Source organism: Paraliobacillus sp. JSM ZJ581, from assembly GCF_044383835.1.
Lineage (GTDB): Bacteria > Bacillota > Bacilli > Bacillales > Amphibacillaceae > Paraliobacillus.
On sequence record NZ_JBISEP010000006.1, the window covers coordinates 1 to 16,999 of the forward strand.

Genomic DNA, 16,999 nt, shown 5'->3' on the forward strand with positions numbered 1-16,999 from the left:
TTTCCTACATGTCGGCGCGATTTCTGTTGAGGTACGAACTGGAGCCAATATGAGTCTATTATCGGATGTTGTTCGTGCGCTACAGAGCCAATGCTGATCAATAATCAGTTTGATCGTGTCTACCTAGCTCGTGGAAATACGGATATCGGCTATTTCATCAGCGTCTAAATCAAAGCGATTGGTGAGTAAAGTTAGCTCATTTCCTATTGTATCTAATAGTTTCAATCTGCGAAATACGTTTTCTGAACGATTTTGCGATGTTCCGATGACAACCATTTCGTCTGATAATACGTTAGATACTGATGGAAGTCGAGAAGTCTCAAGCACTCTTACTACCTCGTTCTTTCGCAAGCGTGAAACAAAAAAGCAACCATCATCTGTCATACGATCGAATCGTTCATAATCCAGATAGCCCCGATCAAAAACATACATGCAGGCTTTGTCGTCGATCAAAACCTCTAGTTGTCCACGGTCATGTTCAATTGCATTGGTAAGAATCGCTTGATCTGGATAGGAAAGGCGCCTTTCCATAAACACAAGTCGTCAATGTAGCTTTACACCTGACTTTGTTTTACGAAATTCATCCCATTTATGGTTCGTTAAATTTAATGACAATGTACTAGAGTCAATGATCTTTAAGGGTGTTGTTCCTTTTCTTCGTTTTTGAAAATTTGTTTTTTCATGGATCTTAGCAACTAAATCCAGAAAAATCGTTTGAAAGAAAGCAGTTGGCATCTGATTTAGCTTTCTTCCTAGCTGTGAAAAACTAATGGATTCTAACCCAATTGCTTGTTGTAAATCATCTGAGAAAACAGCATCACTGAGTGCTCGTAAGCTTTCAGTTTCATGAAGTGGAGCATAAAGCAGTAATGACATAAATGAATCCATATGTAGCTTTTTTGTATAGTGATTCAGTTGATATGTTTTCACCTGTTCTTCAAATAAAGTTTGATTAATAGGCGTTAACCATTGTGTAAATGATGTTTTTCGTGTAGACTTATCCATGACTTTTGTCCTTTATATTGGATTTGGATAGGTTACTACCACCAACCATTATAAAGGATTTTTTTATGGGAATATACTAAATACAGAAAATTCTGTATTTAGTATCACACGAAAATATTTTAATGCGACGCTAGTGAATTAACATGAGTAACAAATCTTTAAAAGTTGATGCTTATATAAACTGTCGTTGTATATCTTGTTTGCTTTTGTTCAAAATAACAGTAGAACATAAAGGAGATAGGATATGAAGAAAAAATATATAACTATTTTGCTTGGAGATATGGAAGTGAATAGAGATCTAAAGCTATTACTTACAATTGGCGGTCTTTATGCACTTGCAATTTTTTTATCTAATACATTTGTAAATATATATTTGTGGAAACAGTCTAATGATTATGTTTCTATTGCGATTTATAATATGTTTGTTTATATTCTACAGCCCATTACCTTTATTGTTGCAGGGAAAATGGCAAAAAAAATAGACCGTGTATTAGTATTGCGAATCGGCGTTAGCACACTAGCTATATTTTTTTTAACGGTACTTTTTGTAGGGGAGAAGGCTGCAACTTACAATATGTTACTTGGAAGCTTGCTAGGTATTGGCTATGGATTTTATTGGTTAGCATTTAATGTACTTACTTTTGAAATTACAGAACCGGAAACAAGGGATTTTTTTAACGGGTTCTTAGGTTTAATGCAATCTTTCGGTGGAATGATTGGTCCAGTTCTGGCTGGGTATATTATTTCGCAATGGGACAACAGTCAAGGTTACACCGTGATATTCACTATTTCTTTTTTGTTATTCATCGGAGCCGTAACATGTAGCTTCTTTATTCAGCGTCGATCGGCAGAGGGAAAATTTAATTTTCTGAGGATAATAAAAGAAAGAAGGTATAATCAAGATTGGTCTAAAATTTTATATGCACACATATTACAGGGACTTAGAGAAGGGATTTTTGTTTTTGTTATTTCTATATGGGTATTTATTTCAACAAATAGTGAGTTAGCGTTAGGTACATTTAATTTGGTTTTTTCTGGCTGCTCGTTTTTATGTTATTATGCAGCTACTCGTTTCGTTAAACCGCATATGAGAAAACGCTCTATTTTTTTTGGAGGTATGACATTATTTTTGGCAATCTTTTTAATTATTTTTAAGTTGAATTATACAATTTTATTGCTGTATGGCGCTATTATTGGTATTGCCTATCCTTTATTTACTGTTCCATATGTTTCTCTTACCTATGATGTGATCGGCAAGGGTTGGAGAGCCGGAGAAATGCGGATTGAATATATTGTTGTTAGGGAGGTTTTTCTTAATATAGGGAGAGTGAGTTCAATAATCATTTTTCTAATAAGTATTCAACTTGTAACACCTGTAACAAGTATTCCTATTGTATTACTTATATTAGGTTGTGGGCATTTTCTCGTCTATTTTCTAATTAAAGATATTACATTGCCACTTTTACCTGAAAACGAATTGACAAGGGTGAAAGAAGATATAATAAATCATGAAAATAGATGAGTGACATGTTATACTATTTCTAGTGAAAAATGATTAGGGGGAAGTATGTAATGGGGAAAAGTAACAAAAAAAAGAACAAGTCACAAATTCCCTTTCGCTTAAATATATTATTTGTTTTTATTTTTGGTTTGTTTTCGGTATTAATTTTACAATTAGGGGTTGTTCAGATCTTAAACGGGGAAGAAGCCCAAAAGAAAATTGATGAAACGGAGAGTACAAAAGCATATCTTTCTGTTCCAAGAGGTCTGATGTATGATCGATATCATAACCTGATGTTAGAAAATGAATCTACACTTTCAATTACTTATACGCCACCAAAAAATGGCCATAAACCTGAAAAACGTTTAACATTAGCCAAAAAGCTAGCTCAATATATTACAATGGCGAAGGATAAAGAAGATTTATCATCAATTGTTAGGGAAAGAGACAAGAAAGAATATTGGTATCTCTTTCATGCTAAAGAAGCAGAAGATCGTTTGACAGAAAAAGAAAATGAAATGAATGCTAGTGACAAATATCAAGCTATGTTAGATAAAATAACCGAAGAGGATTATAACAAGTATGATTGGTCAGATTCTAACCTGTTAAATGTGGTTGCAATTAAAAAAGAATTAGATGCAGCTAAAGAGTTTACACCTCATATTATAAAAAATGAAAATGTAACAGAGAAAGAATACGCCTTAGTATCTGAGCATTTATATGAATTAGAAGGTATTGACGCGAAGATTGATTGGAATAGAGTGTCAAAAGTGGAAGATACCTTTTCAACGTTTATAGGGAATATTACGACAACAGATCAAGGGATCCCACAAGAAAATGAAGCATATTATTTAGCTCGGGGCTATAGTCGAAATGATCGCGTAGGAACAAGTGGTTTGGAAAAAGAATATGAAAGTGTGTTACGTGGGCAAAAAGAAGTCATTGAATTCACTACAAACAATAATGATGAAATTGTTGGTCAAAAGACAGTTGTCGAAGGAAAAAGTGGAGACGATTTAGTTTTAACAGTTGATATTGAATTACAACAAGCTGTTGATAAGATCACACAAGAAGAGTTACAGCGTTTTATTAAATCCAATCCTTCTGAAAATCGCTACATGGAAGATGCACTCGTTGTAATGATGGATCCACAAACAGGAGAAGTCTTGGCAATGTCAGGTGCGCATCGAGATAGGAAAACAAATGAATATCGTGATGAAGGCCATCGAACAATTTATAATAATAATATGCCGGGGTCAACGATTAAAGGCGCAACAGTTTTAGCTGGATTAGATTCTGGTGTCATTCGCCCAGGAGAAAGAATTTATGATAAGCCAATGAAAATAGCAGGAACACCATTAATGAGTTCTTGGAAGAATATGCAGTCTATTAATGACATTCAAGCGATTGAAGATTCTTCCAACATTTATATGGCTGAAATAGCAGTAAGATTAGCAGGTGCGAACTATCAATACAATCAGCCACTACGTAGTTTTAATTATGAAGCATTTCAAACTTTACGTAATTATTATAGTCAGTTTGGTTTAGGAGTAGAAACAGGAATAGATTTACCGTATGAAGCGCCAGGTATTATTGGGAAAGATCCAGAAGCGGGTAATTTGCTGTATTTATCTTTTGGACAGTATGATGCCTATACAACATTGCAATTAGCGCAATATGTATCGACAATAGCTAACGATGGTTATCGTGTTCAACCACATTTAGTGAAAGAAATTCATCAAGCGAATGGATCAAAAGAGTCGTTGGGCCCTGTAGCTGAATCATTTGATACAAATGTGTTAAATAGAGTATCTATGAAACAAGATTATATTGATCGTGTTAAAGAAGGTTTTAGGCGTGTAGTAACTCACGGAACCGCTAGAAGACATTGGAGTAATAATCCTTATAAAGTAGCGACTAAGACTGGTACAGCACAAAATGATGTATATGAGGATGATGTATTAAAAGAACAAACCTACAATTTAACATTAGTAGGATATGCACCGTATGACGAGCCAGAAATCGCTTTTTCTATTGTCGTTCCTAGAGCTGGGACGGGAAATGACCAAAATGGTATTCATCATAATATTGGTAATCGAATTATTAATAAATATTTCGAATTAAAAGAACAACGTGCAATAGAGGGTAAAACAGAAACTGAAAAAGATATAGAAGGCGTAAATGAATAACGATGTGAAGAGAGGGAAAGCTGATAAGGCTTTTCCTCTTTTTTTGACAAAATGATTATTTACAGATTCTTTACACTCAATTAACTATAGCTTAAAAATTAATCGTTATGATAAGAATATAGCAAAAAAATAGATTTTGCTTTCAAAAAACTAAGGGGGACTATTAATATGAAACAAATTAAAATGATCGGATTTGTACTGTTAACTATACTGACAATTGGATTCCTTGCTGCGTGTGGATCAGGTGATAGTAAAAATTCAGAAGACACAAAAAATACAGATGAAAAAGCTTCGTCAGAAAAATTAGAAGGCAGTGTTGTTGTCGATGGATCAGGTACTGTATATCCTTTAATGGCGCGCGTTGCTGAAGAATATATGCTCACAGAGCAAGATAATGTTTCAGTAGAAGTAGGACGTTCAGGAACAAGTGCAGGTTTTGAAAAATTTTTAGCGGAAGATGGTACAGATTTCAATGATGCTTCTAGACAAATCAAAGATAAAGAGACAAAGACAGCAGAAGAACTAGGAATTGAGGTAGAGGAATTAAAAGTGGCACTTGATGGGTTAACCATTGTTACGCATCCTGATAATGATTGGGCTACTGAAATGACTGCCGAAGAAGTAATGAACATTTTTAAAGCTGACGCTGGCGTAACTAATTGGTCTGATATTAACCCTGAATGGCCTAGTGAAAAGATAAATACCTATGGACCAAATGAAAATCATGGAACATATGAGTTTTTCTATGAAAGCATTTTAGAAGAACAAGATCTAGTGTCGGATATCGATTTGCAACAAGAGTATTCTACGTTAGTTACATTAATATCTCAAGACCCAAATGCAATTGGATTCTTTGGATTTGGCTACTATGTGAATAATCAAGATAGCTTACAAGCTGTAAGTATTGATTTCGGTGAAGGAGCCGTTGAACCATCTTTAGAAACGATTGATGAAAACGGACCATATAAAGCATTTACTCGACCAGTATTCACTTACTTAAATGTAAATAATGCGAAGGAAAAGCCGCAAGTATTAGATTATGCATTATTTGTTATGAACAATGTAAATACATTTGCAGGTGAAACAGGATTTGCTCCTATACCAGAAGAAGAGGTACAAGCACATTTAGATTTCTTAGAAGGGTTACAATAAAAAAAGCGTAAGGTACTAGTGAGAGAAGAAGAGAGTGTTAGCTCTCTTCTTATTGCTAGTGTTGAAAGGGTGTAAGACATGAAAGCTAATAACCAAACAAATATAGAAAATTCAGTTCAAGTAAGAAAATTATTAGCGAAAAATAAAAACGCAAAAAATTTATTTGCAATTGGTGAAAAGGTCATACCTAAATTGCTATTGCTAATCGCGCTACTATCTGTCTTGACTACAATTGGAATCATTGTAACTTTAGTAACTGAGACAGTTGAATTTTTTCAACGTATTTCCATTATTGAATTTTTTACTGGAACAATACTGAAACCTTTAAGTCAAAATCCCGAGTTTGGTATTTTACCACTCATAAACGGAACGATCATTTCTTCTATTATCGCAATGTTAGTTGCTGGACCAATCGGGATCATGACAGCCATTTATTTAAGCGAGTATGCAACAGATCGCGTGCGAAGAATGTTGAAGCCAATGTTGGAGTTATTAGCAGGTATACCTACGATTGTATATGGTTTCTTTGCGTTTACGTTTGTTACACCACTGTTACGACAAATCATTCCTGGATTAGAAGCTACCAATATCTTAAGCCCAGGAATTGTAATGGGTATTATGATTATTCCAATGATTGCATCATTGTCGGAAGATGCGATGAGTTCTGTTCCTAATGCAATGAGAGAAGGGGCATTAGCATTAGGGGCAACCAAATTAGAAGTAACTTTTCGGGTTATTATTCCAGCTGCTTTGTCGGGGATTATATCTTCATTTGTACTTGGGATATCACGAGCTATTGGCGAAACGATGATTGTAACGATAGCAAGTGGTAGTTCAAAAAACTTTACTTTTGACATTACCGAATCCATGCAAACAATGACTGCTTATATTGTTGAAGTATCAGGTGGAGATGCGCCAGCAGGTTCAACGATTTACTACAGTCTGTATGCAGTGGCAATGACGCTATTTGTCTTTACTTTAATTATGAACATTATCGCTCGATATATCTCCAAGCGTTTCAAGGAGGAATATTAGATGAAATATATAGATGCAGAAAAAGTGAAAAACAACATGGGGACAAGATTAATTCTAAATAAAACATTAAAGTCGATATTCCTTTTAGCTACATTGTTCGGACTTATTGTTCTTGCCGTTTTAATTATCCGTGTACTAACAGAAGGGTTGAGTTATATTGACTTACATTTTTTAAGCAGTAAACTTTCTACCAATCCAGAGAGAGCAGGGATTATGGGAGCAATATTAGGAACATTATGGTTAATGGCTGTTGTTGTACCTGTTACTATGTTTCTTGGTATAGGTACAGCTATTTACAATGAGTTATATGCATCAAAAGGTCGTTTTCAACAGCTTATTCAAACAAATATAGCTAATTTGGCGGGTGTTCCTTCTATTGTTTATGGCATTTTGGGCATGACGATTTTCGTTCGTGCACTGGACTTTGGAAATATTGTATTAGCTGGTGGATTAACGATGTCATTGTTAATATTACCAATTGTAATTGTTTCAAGTCAGGAAGCTATTCGTTCAGTACCACAACATTTAAGTGAAGCTTCCTATGGTTTAGGAGCTACAAAATGGCAAACGGTTAAAAACATTATTTTACCAGCTGCTTTACCCGGTATATTAACTGGAACCATTCTTGCACTATCCCGTGCTATCGGTGAAACAGCACCTCTGGTTGTGCTAGGAATTCCTGCACTACTTTTACCATTTCCGGGGGGGATCTTTGATAAATTTACTGTTTTGCCAATGCAAATATATTACTGGACAATTGATTCTTCTTTAGTTGATGAATATGCTTATTTGGCTTCAGCGACAATAATTGTCTTACTTATTATGCTGTTTCTACTAAATTCAGTAGCAATCATCATTCGTAATAAATTTCAACACAGATATTAATAGAAGGGTGAGGGAATGAACGTGCTAATAGAGAAAACGCAACATTCGAATGAAATAAAAAAAGAATGCGACAATGTAGTGTTTCATACGAAAGATTTAAATTTATGGTATAACACATCCCATGCACTTAAAAGTATAAATTTACCAATATATGAAAAGAAAGTAACAGCGATTATTGGACCTTCCGGTTGTGGAAAATCAACCTATTTGAAGACATTAAATCGTATGGTTGAATTAGTGCAAGGGGTTAGAACTTCAGGAACCATTACGTATCGTGACCAAAATATATTAGATCGATCATTTAAAGTGGAAGAGTTAAGAACAAATGTAGGAATGGTCTTTCAAAAGCCAAATCCCTTTCCGAAATCGATTTATGAAAATATTGCTTATGGACCGAAAATTCACGGTATTAAAAACAAGAAAATATTGGACCAAATTGTAGAGAAAAGTTTACGTGGTGCATATATCTGGGATGAAGTAAAGGATCGTTTAAAAGAAAATGCGTATGGATTATCAGGAGGGCAACAACAACGATTATGTATCGCCAGGTCTCTTGCTATTGAACCAGATGTATTATTGATGGACGAACCAACTTCTGCGCTTGATCCAAAATCAACATTGAAAGTGGAAGAGTTAATTCAAGAATTGAAAAAAGACTATTCTATTGTCATTGTTACACATAACATGCAACAAGCAGCTCGTATATCTGATCATACAGCATTTCTGTTGAATGGAGAGCTTGTTGAATTTTCAGATACCGATACGTTATTTTCAACACCAAAGGATAAACGAACAGAAGATTATATTACTGGTCGTTTTGGTTAATAGGAGTATAGCCTTTGAGTTTGTGAATCGAGTTGAATGACAATGTAATAAAAGGAGGAGCATGATCCAATGGTCGTTCGAGAACAATTTGAAATAGAATTAAAAGAGGTAAAGGATAAAGTTATTTTGTTAGCTGAAAAGGCAAAAAAGCAACTGAATGAATCTGTGACTGCTTTATATCAGGCAGATATCAAAGCTGCTGAACGTGTCATTGATGCAGATGCAGCATTAGATAAGATGGACTTAGATATTAATGAAACGTCAATTCTTTTAATTGCGCGCCAGCAGCCAGTTGCGTCTGATTTGCGTAAATTAATTGTAGCTATTCGTACGGCCTCTGATTTAGAAAGGATGGCTGACAACGCGAAAAACATTGCACGGTCTACGTTGCATTTAGGTGAGAATCATGAATTAACCATTCACCCGGCATTAGATGACATGCGCGAAGTAGCTATTCGTATGATAGACTTAGCGATATTATCTTATCGTGAAGAGGATATTACCTTAGCAAAAAAATTGTCTGAATTAGATGATTTGATTGATGGGATGTATGCAAATGTATTAAAGGAATTATTAGAAGAAACTGCAACTAACCCACAAAAAATTCAGTTGATTATGCAAATGGCGTTTAGTGGACGATACATTGAGCGATTTGGAGATCATTTAACAAATATTGCAGAAAATATTATGTATTTAGTAAAAGGCCAATCGTTAGATTTAAATGAATAAGAAAACAGAACGATAGAAAATGAGCTACCCGCTGTCTACTTGAAAGGGGTGACTTCATTTCTAACGTTCTGTTTTAATTTTTGTTTGCAATAGTACGGGATATCTGTTCTAAAGTCATTTGATCCGTTAACTCAAATTGACCGACTTGGATATTTGTTCCGTATTCATGATCTTGCAAATAGGATATGAATGAACGAGTGCTTTTTATAATTTTTGCATCAGCTAGTATCTCGGCTATTTCTGAAATAGTCATACCTGATTCAATGGTAAGTGTATAAATACGGACTTCTTTTGGTTTACTATTTTGTTCATTTGGCTGATCCGCTTGATTTGAATCGTTTGGCTCAGGGGTTACTTGTTCCTGTTCATCTTTATTTGTTTCCAAGGAGATGGTATAACCTTGAGATTCTAGGGCTTGTTTCATTTGCTTTGTTGTTAAATTAACCGCTTTATTATCTTCTGTATCATCTTTTTCGATAAAGTAAATTACAGCTATAATAAGCGTTGCTGTAAGTAATCCGGTTGCGAAGGCGCGTAATGTTTGTTTCATTGTTTAACGCCTCTATCTTTAGAATATTGTTTAACTAACGAATAAACATCATACTCACTTAAATTAGTGGTTTTAGCGATAGTTGGTATGGAGTTACCAGATTCGTACATTTGTGTTACTTTTTTCATTGTCGGTGTTAACTTTGGTTTTTGAAAATCTATACTGGTTAGTTCATCTGTCAAAAGTTCTTCTTCTAAAATTTTAATTTTCTTTTTTATTTGATAAGTATCTTGTAATGTAGCTATTGAAAGTTGTTCTACTTGATTTTCTATTTGTTTCAATCGATCATTAGCAAAAAAAGATAAAATAAATAAAACAATAGCAATGATGCCAATACTAATTAATGTTAATAACACAAATATTCCCCTCCTGCTTCTGTACAATCATAGTTATAACACATTTTGGTCGATTAGAACAATATCTGATAAAAAAATATTTGAATACATGACAGATTTACTTGAATTATATGAATAGATTTGATAATATAAATAAGTCTGAAGATGATAGTTTAACATTGAAGATAGTTGAACAGTTTGGAGGGATAATGATGCGCGTAAATATTACACTTGCTTGCACTGAAACTGGTGAACGCAATTATATTACTACAAAAAATAAACGTACAAACCCGGAACGTTTGGAATTAAAAAAATATTGTCCACGTTTGAAAAAACATACGCTTCATCGTGAAACAAAATAGTACGATAACAAAACTCTTACCAATCCAGGTGAGGGTTTTTTGCTTATTATTTAACATACGTGGGGAAAGGGTGGGATAAGTGGACAATCAGAAGACTTTATTACGTAATGAAATAAAGCAAAAACTTATAAAATTAACTGACGAGCAGCGAAAAAATATACAAACAGCGCTTCAAGATGAATTATGGAAGTCACCAGCTTGGAATCAAGCTACAGTAATCGGCACAACTATTTCTCAACGTTATGAATGGAATACCAAACCCATTATAAGAGAAGCCTGGAACCAAGGTAAAACGGTAGTTGTTCCAAAATGTAACCCAAAACAAAAAAGCCTTACTTTTTATCAATTAGAAGATTTTGAGCAGCTTGAAACCGTGTATTACCAATTGCAAGAACCAAAACCTGATAAAACAAAAGAAGTTACTTCAGATACAATTGATTTGTTAATAGTGCCAGGTCTTGTCTTTGATCTTGAGCATTATCGAATTGGGCACGGTGGAGGTTATTATGATCGCTTTCTAAGCAATTTTAACGGAACAACACTTTCAATAGCTTGGTCTGGTCAAGTTGTGCATTCCATTCCTATTGAACCATTTGATATTCCTGTAACTGATTTAATCGTTTGCTCATAATTTGATTGAATCGTGGAAAGATATATATGAATAACATATATGGAAGGAAGCGATTAGTATGCGTAATGTTTGGTTAGTTATTGGTCTAGTTATTGGTGGCTCATTAATTATTAAGAAAAGGTACAAAATCATTAATTCACTGTTAGCCATCACCCTTATCCGAAAAATGATCGTAACCATTGGTATGCGATTACCTTTAGTACGTAATCAAATCGTTGATGACCTTTTTCAATCAACAAAATAAAGCGAGTTGGAGGAGGTGTGTTCATGCATTTCCTTCTTTAATTAACTTCTTTGATGGTACAATAGTGACAAAGGGGGGGAATAGATGCAAATAGATACGATGTTGTATTTTTATAAACTAATTAATTATTTGATTGATCATGAAAAATTTGAACTAGTGTTTATACATAAAAGTCAATCTGAAGTTTGGTTACAACGAAAAAACAAATACAATAATCAAGTGCTTCGCTTGGCACAGTCTGGATTTGACTGGAGAAATCAATTAGAGGCAGATTATAAGCAGACTATTTATCAAAGTGAAAAACTGGCTCAACTTTTTTTAGGGCGCAAGATTGACCTATTTAATATCTATATTTCTGAATATGCACCTGTAGATGATTGGGAAAGATTTAAACAACGACTAAAATTGAAGCACCATAAATTTGAGCAAATGGAAACATTCTATATCGATAAAGAAAATCGCCAACTTGAGCAGAGTAGATTATTTAATGCACTAAATTCAGAACAAGTACAAATGGAATTACCAGAAAGTATATGGGAGAAAGAACAATTAACACAGCAGTTACGCACCCAAATCATAACGAAATATAATAGACAGCAGAGAGATAGGCAGAAGGTGTTTCAATACGGAAAACCTTTTTTCATCTATGTTATTCTGGGGATAAATGTACTCATGTTCTTATGGCTAGAGCTTCAGGGTGGCAGTACAGAGACAGAAATATTAATAGAATATGGTGCGAAATATAATCCTGCTATTATAAATGGAGAATGGTGGCGAATTATCTCTTCCATGTTTCTTCATATTGGCATGTTGCATGTTTTTATGAACATGTTGGCACTTCATGTTGTCGGTAACGTAGTTGAACGCATTTATGGTAATATGCGTTTCTTAATTATATACTTTGTCTCCGGTATAATTGGAGGAGTGACGAGTTTTGCACTTAGTCCACAAGTAGCAGCAGGTGCTTCTGGAGCAATATTTGGTTTGTTTGGTGCTTTATTGTATTTTGGAATGAACCATAAAAGAATATTCTTCCAAACAATGGGTTGGAATGTTATTGGTGTAATTGGGTTTAATATCGTATTTGGACTTGCTGTTCCACAAATTGATAATGGTGCACATATCGGTGGTTTATTAGGTGGCTTTCTTGCTGCTGCTATGGTGTATTTTCCAAAAAAGAAACAACTACTGAAGCAAATCGGTGCAAGTATTGTTGTTATAATTGTAGCAATTTTGATTATTTTTTATGGTTTATCTAATGAAGCTGTGCAACAAGAGGCAAATCAATACGAACTCTACCGCCAACTACAGTATATTAATGAATCAGTGAACTAAGAAGATTGTAAGTTAATCATTGATACAACTACAACCGTTTTAGATCAACAACCTAGTCACTATCGCCCAGCATTATTATTTTATCGATCGTATGCTCACCTTTACTTAAGCCCAAGCTCGAAAGCGTTAATTGATTTACAAGAATTAGTGAAAATTGTTCCAAATAAAATTCCTGAAACGAATTATAATATAACGCTGATTTACCTTGATAGAAACGAAAGGACAAAAGCCAAAGCTTCCTTAGAAAAAGCGATTAAATTAAACCCAAATAATAAAATTTTTTCTTCGTTGTATCAGGACACATTTAAATTATCATAATTTTGAATCAATTGTTTTTTTTCTCCAGTTTGATCTTGATATAGCACCCGCAATTGTTTACCTTGTTTATCAAACAAGACTAATGGAACAAAACTATTCACTGTTGATTTATTTTGATTGAAAGGAAGGATGTAGTTACTATACAGTCCTTCCCACAGCTGTGCGATTACTTTCTGGGTTTGTTCCATCGTTAAGTTAGGAAGAGGCTTTGTTTCATATTGGCTAATAGCAGTAAGTGGAACATAATGATAGGCATTCATTGGTATGTGATAATAGTCAATTAATTCTTTCCAGTGTAGATGCAATTGTTGTGTAGTTGCATGATCTAAGGCTTCTTTCCATTCTTTTTGTTTTTTATTTTCTGGGATACGAAATGATTCTAATGCCGTATACGCAGAGTCGATTACATATAATTCATCTGCTGACATGGTTTGCACGCTTTTAATTACATCTTCAGGATAATGTACCTCTGCATGATGATAGGAAATCGCTTGGTAATGACTACTTCCTTCCCCGTCTATTTTTGTTCGTAATTTTATCTGTGGCATTTCTTCTTGCCATTTACTTTTCATCCCTTTCAAAACGCCATCAACATATAACAGTGACACATCTTGTCTTAAATAAACAGGTTGATCTACTTCAGACGTTGCTTCCCAATCTATTTGATATACATGCTCCTTCGACTCAGTCAAAAAATGGAGTTTCGTTTCTGCTTGAATAAATTTCACCTTTGAATCAAAAGGAAAATACTTCAATGTTGTATCGATTTGCTCTTTATGAATTATCCAATAAGTAAATGCTATAGCGATGCATGATGTTACTATGATTGAAAGATATCGCATTTTATCACCCTCAGCTCGTTAAATAGTATATATATATGACCGAGCTATCTTACTTATGAAGTATGGATTTAATTAATATGTACATGCTATGGATAGACTTACAATTGAGCTTAATCCCTTTAGCTTATAATTGCTGGATGATAAGAGGAAAATATTGTGAACAAAAAGGGGTTGTCTGTTAATGGTGACAAATAAGTTAAATAAATCCTATGATAAAAATGTGGCTTTTCTGAATGATTATTTAGGCGTAGACCAAAGCTTTGATATCATTCAATTGGATCTACACTATGCAGGTAGAAATATGTCAATGTTCTTAATTGATGGGTTTGCTAAAGATGATATATTACACTATCTTATGCGATTTTTAGCAGAACTAAAAGAAGAGCAGCTCGAACCAGATACATTGATCAAATTATTACGAACCTATATTCCTTATGTTGAATTAGATACGGTCGATGATTTGATTGAAGCAGGTGATAACATATTAGCTGGTCCTACTGCTTTAGTTGTTGAAGGTTTAGATAAGATCATTATGATTGATGCACGTACATACCCTGTTCGCGGTCCAGAAGAACCAGATCTAGAAAGGGTAGTAAGAGGATCCAGAGATGGTTATGTGGAAACGATTATTTTTAATACAGCACTAACAAGAAGACGAATAAGAGATCGATCTTTAAGAATGGAGTATACTAGCATTGGAAGAAGATCGAAGTCAGATATTTGCATTTGTTATATTGAGGATATTGCCGATACGGGTAAAGTAAAATTGTTAAGAGATCATCTAAAAAAGATTGATACAGATGGGCTACCAATGGCAGAAAAAACTATTGAAGAATATTTAAGTGGGAGACATTGGAATCCCTATCCGACCATTCGGTATACAGAAAGGCCAGATACGGCTGCAGCCCATTTGTATGAAGGACACATTATTTTAATTATTGATGGCTCTCCTAGCGTGATGATCCTGCCAGCTACATTTTGGCACCATCTGCAGCATGCAGAAGAATATAGACAAAAGCCGTTAGTTGGTGCATATTTAAGATTAGTCAGGTTTATAGCAGTCATTGCTTCCATTTTTATTTTGCCATTTTACTTTTTGATGTCTTCACAACCGAATTTATTACCTGATACTTTGGCGTTTTTAGGCCCTGAGGAATTAGGAGTGATTCCGTTGTTAATGCAATTCTTAATCGCCGAAGTTGGAATAGATATGTTACGAATGGCTGCGATTCATACACCAACAGCACTTGCTACTGCCTTAGGTCTAGTTGCTGCTATAATGATAGGTCAAGTTGCGGTAGAAGTAGGGTTATTCTCAAATGAAGTAGTGCTTTATTTATCTGTTGCAGCCATGGGCACATTTGCAACTCCGAGTTATGAATTAAGTTTAGCTAATCGGATTGTTCGAATCATATTATTGTGTTCGACAGCAATTTTTGGTGTAAAAGGTTACGTTATTGGGATAACTGGCTGGTTAATATACCTCATACAAATGAATACATTTAAAACAGGCTATTTCTGGCCATTCATTCCTTTTTCAGGAAAGGCTTTGTTTGATGTGATGATTCGAACGCCTATTCCTTTGAAAAGCAAGCGCCCCGCGTTTTTAGATCCTAAAGATCCTGATCGTTAACTCGATATAGGATTTTTTTTTGACACTTTTAATGATTACTCGAAAGTGCATGAATAAAAATGAAAAACAATCAAAAAATGCTATTGTATAAAAAATGTTATTATTCCCATATAAATTTGATATAATGGAGTAGGTGATATGATGAAAACAATTTATGATGTACAACAGTTATTGAAAAAGTTTGGGACTATTATTTACATAGGAGAACGTTTAGCTGACCTTCAACTGATGGAAGCAGAAATAAAAGAGTTATATCAATCACAATGTTTGTCAGTAGAAGAGTACCAAATGGCTATCTTATTATTAAGGCAAGAAATGTCTCAAGTTGAAAATAAGGAAGGGGAATAAAATGAACAAAAATCTAGTTGGAGTAGACATTGGTGGCACCACAATTAAAATAGGATTGTTTAAAAATGAAGGTGAAGTTATTGATAAGTGGGAAATACCAACAGATAAAACAAGTAAGGGAGATCAAATCCCAATTGACATATGGAAATCAATAGAACAAAAAATGATTGATTATGACTTGGATATTTCAACTATAGCTGGTATTGGTGTTGGTGCACCTGGCTTTATAGATGCTAAAAAAGGAGTTATATTAATCGGGGTTAATATTGGTTGGAATGATTTTGAATTAGGTAAAAAGTTATCTGACTTATCTAGTTTGCCAGTATATATGGACAATGATGCTAATGTAGCGGCGATAGGAGAAAACTGGAGAGGTTCTGGCGATTTAGTAGATAATTTAATAGTAGTTACTTTAGGTACTGGTGTTGGTGGTGGAATTATCGCTAATGGAAAGATAGTCAGTGGATCAAATGGAACAGCTGGCGAGATCGGTCATATTACAGTAGAAAAAGAAGGAGGAGCACCATGTAATTGCGGTCGTTCTGGATGTTTAGAAACTGTTACATCCGCTACAGGTATAGCGCGTCAAGCATTGGAAGCTGTTAATGAAGGGAAAGATACGAAATTAGCAGAACGCTATAAAATGAAGAACAAGTTAACAGCAAAGGATGTATTTGATTTAGCTAATGAAGGAGATCTAGTTTCTCAAGAAATTGTTAACCATGTAACCGATGTATTGGGATATAGTATTGCAAGCGTAGCGACAGTAATTAACCCATCTAAAATCATTATAGGCGGGGGTGTTTCAAAAGCAGGAGAAAATTTATTACGCCCTTTACGTCGTGCATTTGAACAATATGCTTTACCTAGAATAATAGAAGGTAGTGAGTTTGAAGTGGCTACATTAGGTAACGATGCAGGAATATACGGAGGAGCTTATTTGGTAAAACAAAATATAGGATAAAATAACTATCTTTTAGTTGCGTAGAATGGTATATCCATAATTTAAAATGACCCTTTTTTATAAAAAGGGTTTATTTTTTTGGAAACTTTGAATAAAATAGAGTATTATTAAAATAA

General features: G+C 34.3%; 17 protein-coding genes and 1 pseudogene. 14 read left to right on the forward strand and 4 right to left on the reverse strand.

The window, feature by feature from the left end; all coding sequences use genetic code 11:
• Nucleotides 1-141 precede the first annotated feature (141 nt).
• Nucleotides 142-1,005: pseudogene (locus ACH6CY_RS05205) on the reverse strand (IS4 family transposase); the annotation flags it as partial.
• Between the two features lie 244 nt (nucleotides 1,006-1,249).
• On the opposite strand from ACH6CY_RS05205, the gene ACH6CY_RS05210 reads away from it, so the two are divergent.
• From ACH6CY_RS05210 to phoU, 7 genes are all read left to right on the forward strand, one after another.
• Nucleotides 1,250-2,527 carry an MFS transporter gene (locus ACH6CY_RS05210; protein WP_374066220.1) on the forward strand — a complete coding sequence of 426 codons (1,278 nt, stop codon included), beginning with the start codon at nucleotides 1,250-1,252 and terminating at the stop codon, nucleotides 2,525-2,527.
• A 50-nt stretch (nucleotides 2,528-2,577) separates the two neighbouring features.
• Nucleotides 2,578-4,695, forward strand: a complete 2,118-nt coding sequence (locus ACH6CY_RS05215; RefSeq protein WP_374066221.1) for a peptidoglycan D,D-transpeptidase FtsI family protein — start codon at nucleotides 2,578-2,580, stop codon at nucleotides 4,693-4,695.
• 168 nt (nucleotides 4,696-4,863) lie between these two features.
• A complete protein-coding gene (locus tag ACH6CY_RS05220; protein WP_374066222.1) occupies nucleotides 4,864-5,847 on the forward strand; it encodes a PstS family phosphate ABC transporter substrate-binding protein in 984 nt (327 codons plus the stop codon).
• A gap of 78 nt (nucleotides 5,848-5,925) precedes the next feature.
• The gene (gene pstC, locus ACH6CY_RS05225) at nucleotides 5,926-6,882 is read left to right on the forward strand and encodes a phosphate ABC transporter permease subunit PstC (RefSeq protein WP_374066223.1); all 957 of its coding nucleotides are present in this window, start codon (nucleotides 5,926-5,928) and stop codon (nucleotides 6,880-6,882) included.
• Nucleotides 6,883-7,767: a phosphate ABC transporter permease PstA gene (pstA, locus tag ACH6CY_RS05230; protein ID WP_374066224.1), complete on the forward strand. Its 885-nt coding sequence runs from the start codon at nucleotides 6,883-6,885 to the stop codon at nucleotides 7,765-7,767.
• Nucleotides 7,768-7,782: 15 nt separating this feature from the next.
• Nucleotides 7,783-8,592 carry a phosphate ABC transporter ATP-binding protein PstB gene (gene pstB, locus ACH6CY_RS05235; RefSeq protein ID WP_374066225.1) on the forward strand — a complete coding sequence of 270 codons (810 nt, stop codon included), beginning with the start codon at nucleotides 7,783-7,785 and terminating at the stop codon, nucleotides 8,590-8,592.
• Between the two features lie 69 nt (nucleotides 8,593-8,661).
• Nucleotides 8,662-9,321: a phosphate signaling complex protein PhoU gene (gene phoU, locus ACH6CY_RS05240; RefSeq protein ID WP_374066226.1), complete on the forward strand. Its 660-nt coding sequence runs from the start codon at nucleotides 8,662-8,664 to the stop codon at nucleotides 9,319-9,321.
• Nucleotides 9,322-9,394: 73 nt separating this feature from the next.
• Here phoU and ACH6CY_RS05245 read toward each other — a convergent pair whose 3' ends face one another.
• Nucleotides 9,395-9,871 (reverse strand): endolytic transglycosylase MltG, encoded by a 477-nt coding sequence (locus ACH6CY_RS05245; RefSeq protein WP_374066227.1) that lies wholly within the window; start codon nucleotides 9,869-9,871, stop codon nucleotides 9,395-9,397.
• A complete protein-coding gene (locus tag ACH6CY_RS05250; protein ID WP_374066228.1) occupies nucleotides 9,868-10,227 on the reverse strand; it encodes a hypothetical protein in 360 nt (119 codons plus the stop codon). The genes ACH6CY_RS05245 and ACH6CY_RS05250 overlap by 4 nt, the downstream gene beginning before the upstream one ends.
• A gap of 191 nt (nucleotides 10,228-10,418) precedes the next feature.
• Between ACH6CY_RS05250 and rpmG the strand changes: the two genes are divergently transcribed.
• The 4 genes from rpmG to ACH6CY_RS05270 all read left to right on the forward strand — a co-directional run bounded on the left by rpmG (nucleotide 10,419) and on the right by ACH6CY_RS05270 (nucleotide 12,778).
• A complete protein-coding gene (gene rpmG / locus ACH6CY_RS05255; RefSeq protein ID WP_182199635.1) occupies nucleotides 10,419-10,568 on the forward strand; it encodes a 50S ribosomal protein L33 in 150 nt (49 codons plus the stop codon).
• A 79-nt stretch (nucleotides 10,569-10,647) separates the two neighbouring features.
• Nucleotides 10,648-11,199, forward strand: coding sequence for a 5-formyltetrahydrofolate cyclo-ligase (locus tag ACH6CY_RS05260; protein WP_374066229.1), 552 nt, complete (start codon nucleotides 10,648-10,650; stop codon nucleotides 11,197-11,199).
• Nucleotides 11,200-11,257: 58 nt separating this feature from the next.
• Complete coding sequence (locus ACH6CY_RS05265) at nucleotides 11,258-11,443, forward strand: hypothetical protein (protein ID WP_374066230.1); 186 nt, start codon at nucleotides 11,258-11,260, stop codon at nucleotides 11,441-11,443.
• A gap of 84 nt (nucleotides 11,444-11,527) precedes the next feature.
• The gene (locus ACH6CY_RS05270) at nucleotides 11,528-12,778 is read left to right on the forward strand and encodes a rhomboid family intramembrane serine protease (protein WP_374066231.1); all 1,251 of its coding nucleotides are present in this window, start codon (nucleotides 11,528-11,530) and stop codon (nucleotides 12,776-12,778) included.
• Nucleotides 12,779-13,071: 293 nt separating this feature from the next.
• Here the strand turns inward: ACH6CY_RS05270 and ACH6CY_RS05275 are convergent, their stop codons facing one another.
• A complete protein-coding gene (locus ACH6CY_RS05275) occupies nucleotides 13,072-13,938 on the reverse strand; it encodes a hypothetical protein (protein WP_374066232.1) in 867 nt (288 codons plus the stop codon).
• 181 nt (nucleotides 13,939-14,119) lie between these two features.
• Here ACH6CY_RS05275 and ACH6CY_RS05280 point away from each other — a divergent pair, with 181 nt between their 5' ends.
• From ACH6CY_RS05280 to ACH6CY_RS05290, 3 genes are all read left to right on the forward strand, one after another.
• Nucleotides 14,120-15,571 carry a spore germination protein gene (locus ACH6CY_RS05280; protein WP_374066233.1) on the forward strand — a complete coding sequence of 484 codons (1,452 nt, stop codon included), beginning with the start codon at nucleotides 14,120-14,122 and terminating at the stop codon, nucleotides 15,569-15,571.
• A 141-nt stretch (nucleotides 15,572-15,712) separates the two neighbouring features.
• The gene (locus tag ACH6CY_RS05285) at nucleotides 15,713-15,919 is read left to right on the forward strand and encodes a YqgQ family protein (protein WP_374066370.1); all 207 of its coding nucleotides are present in this window, start codon (nucleotides 15,713-15,715) and stop codon (nucleotides 15,917-15,919) included.
• A 1-nt stretch (nucleotide 15,920) separates the two neighbouring features.
• Nucleotides 15,921-16,883: an ROK family glucokinase gene (locus tag ACH6CY_RS05290; protein ID WP_374066234.1), complete on the forward strand. Its 963-nt coding sequence runs from the start codon at nucleotides 15,921-15,923 to the stop codon at nucleotides 16,881-16,883.
• The last annotated feature ends 116 nt before the right edge of the window (nucleotides 16,884-16,999 follow it).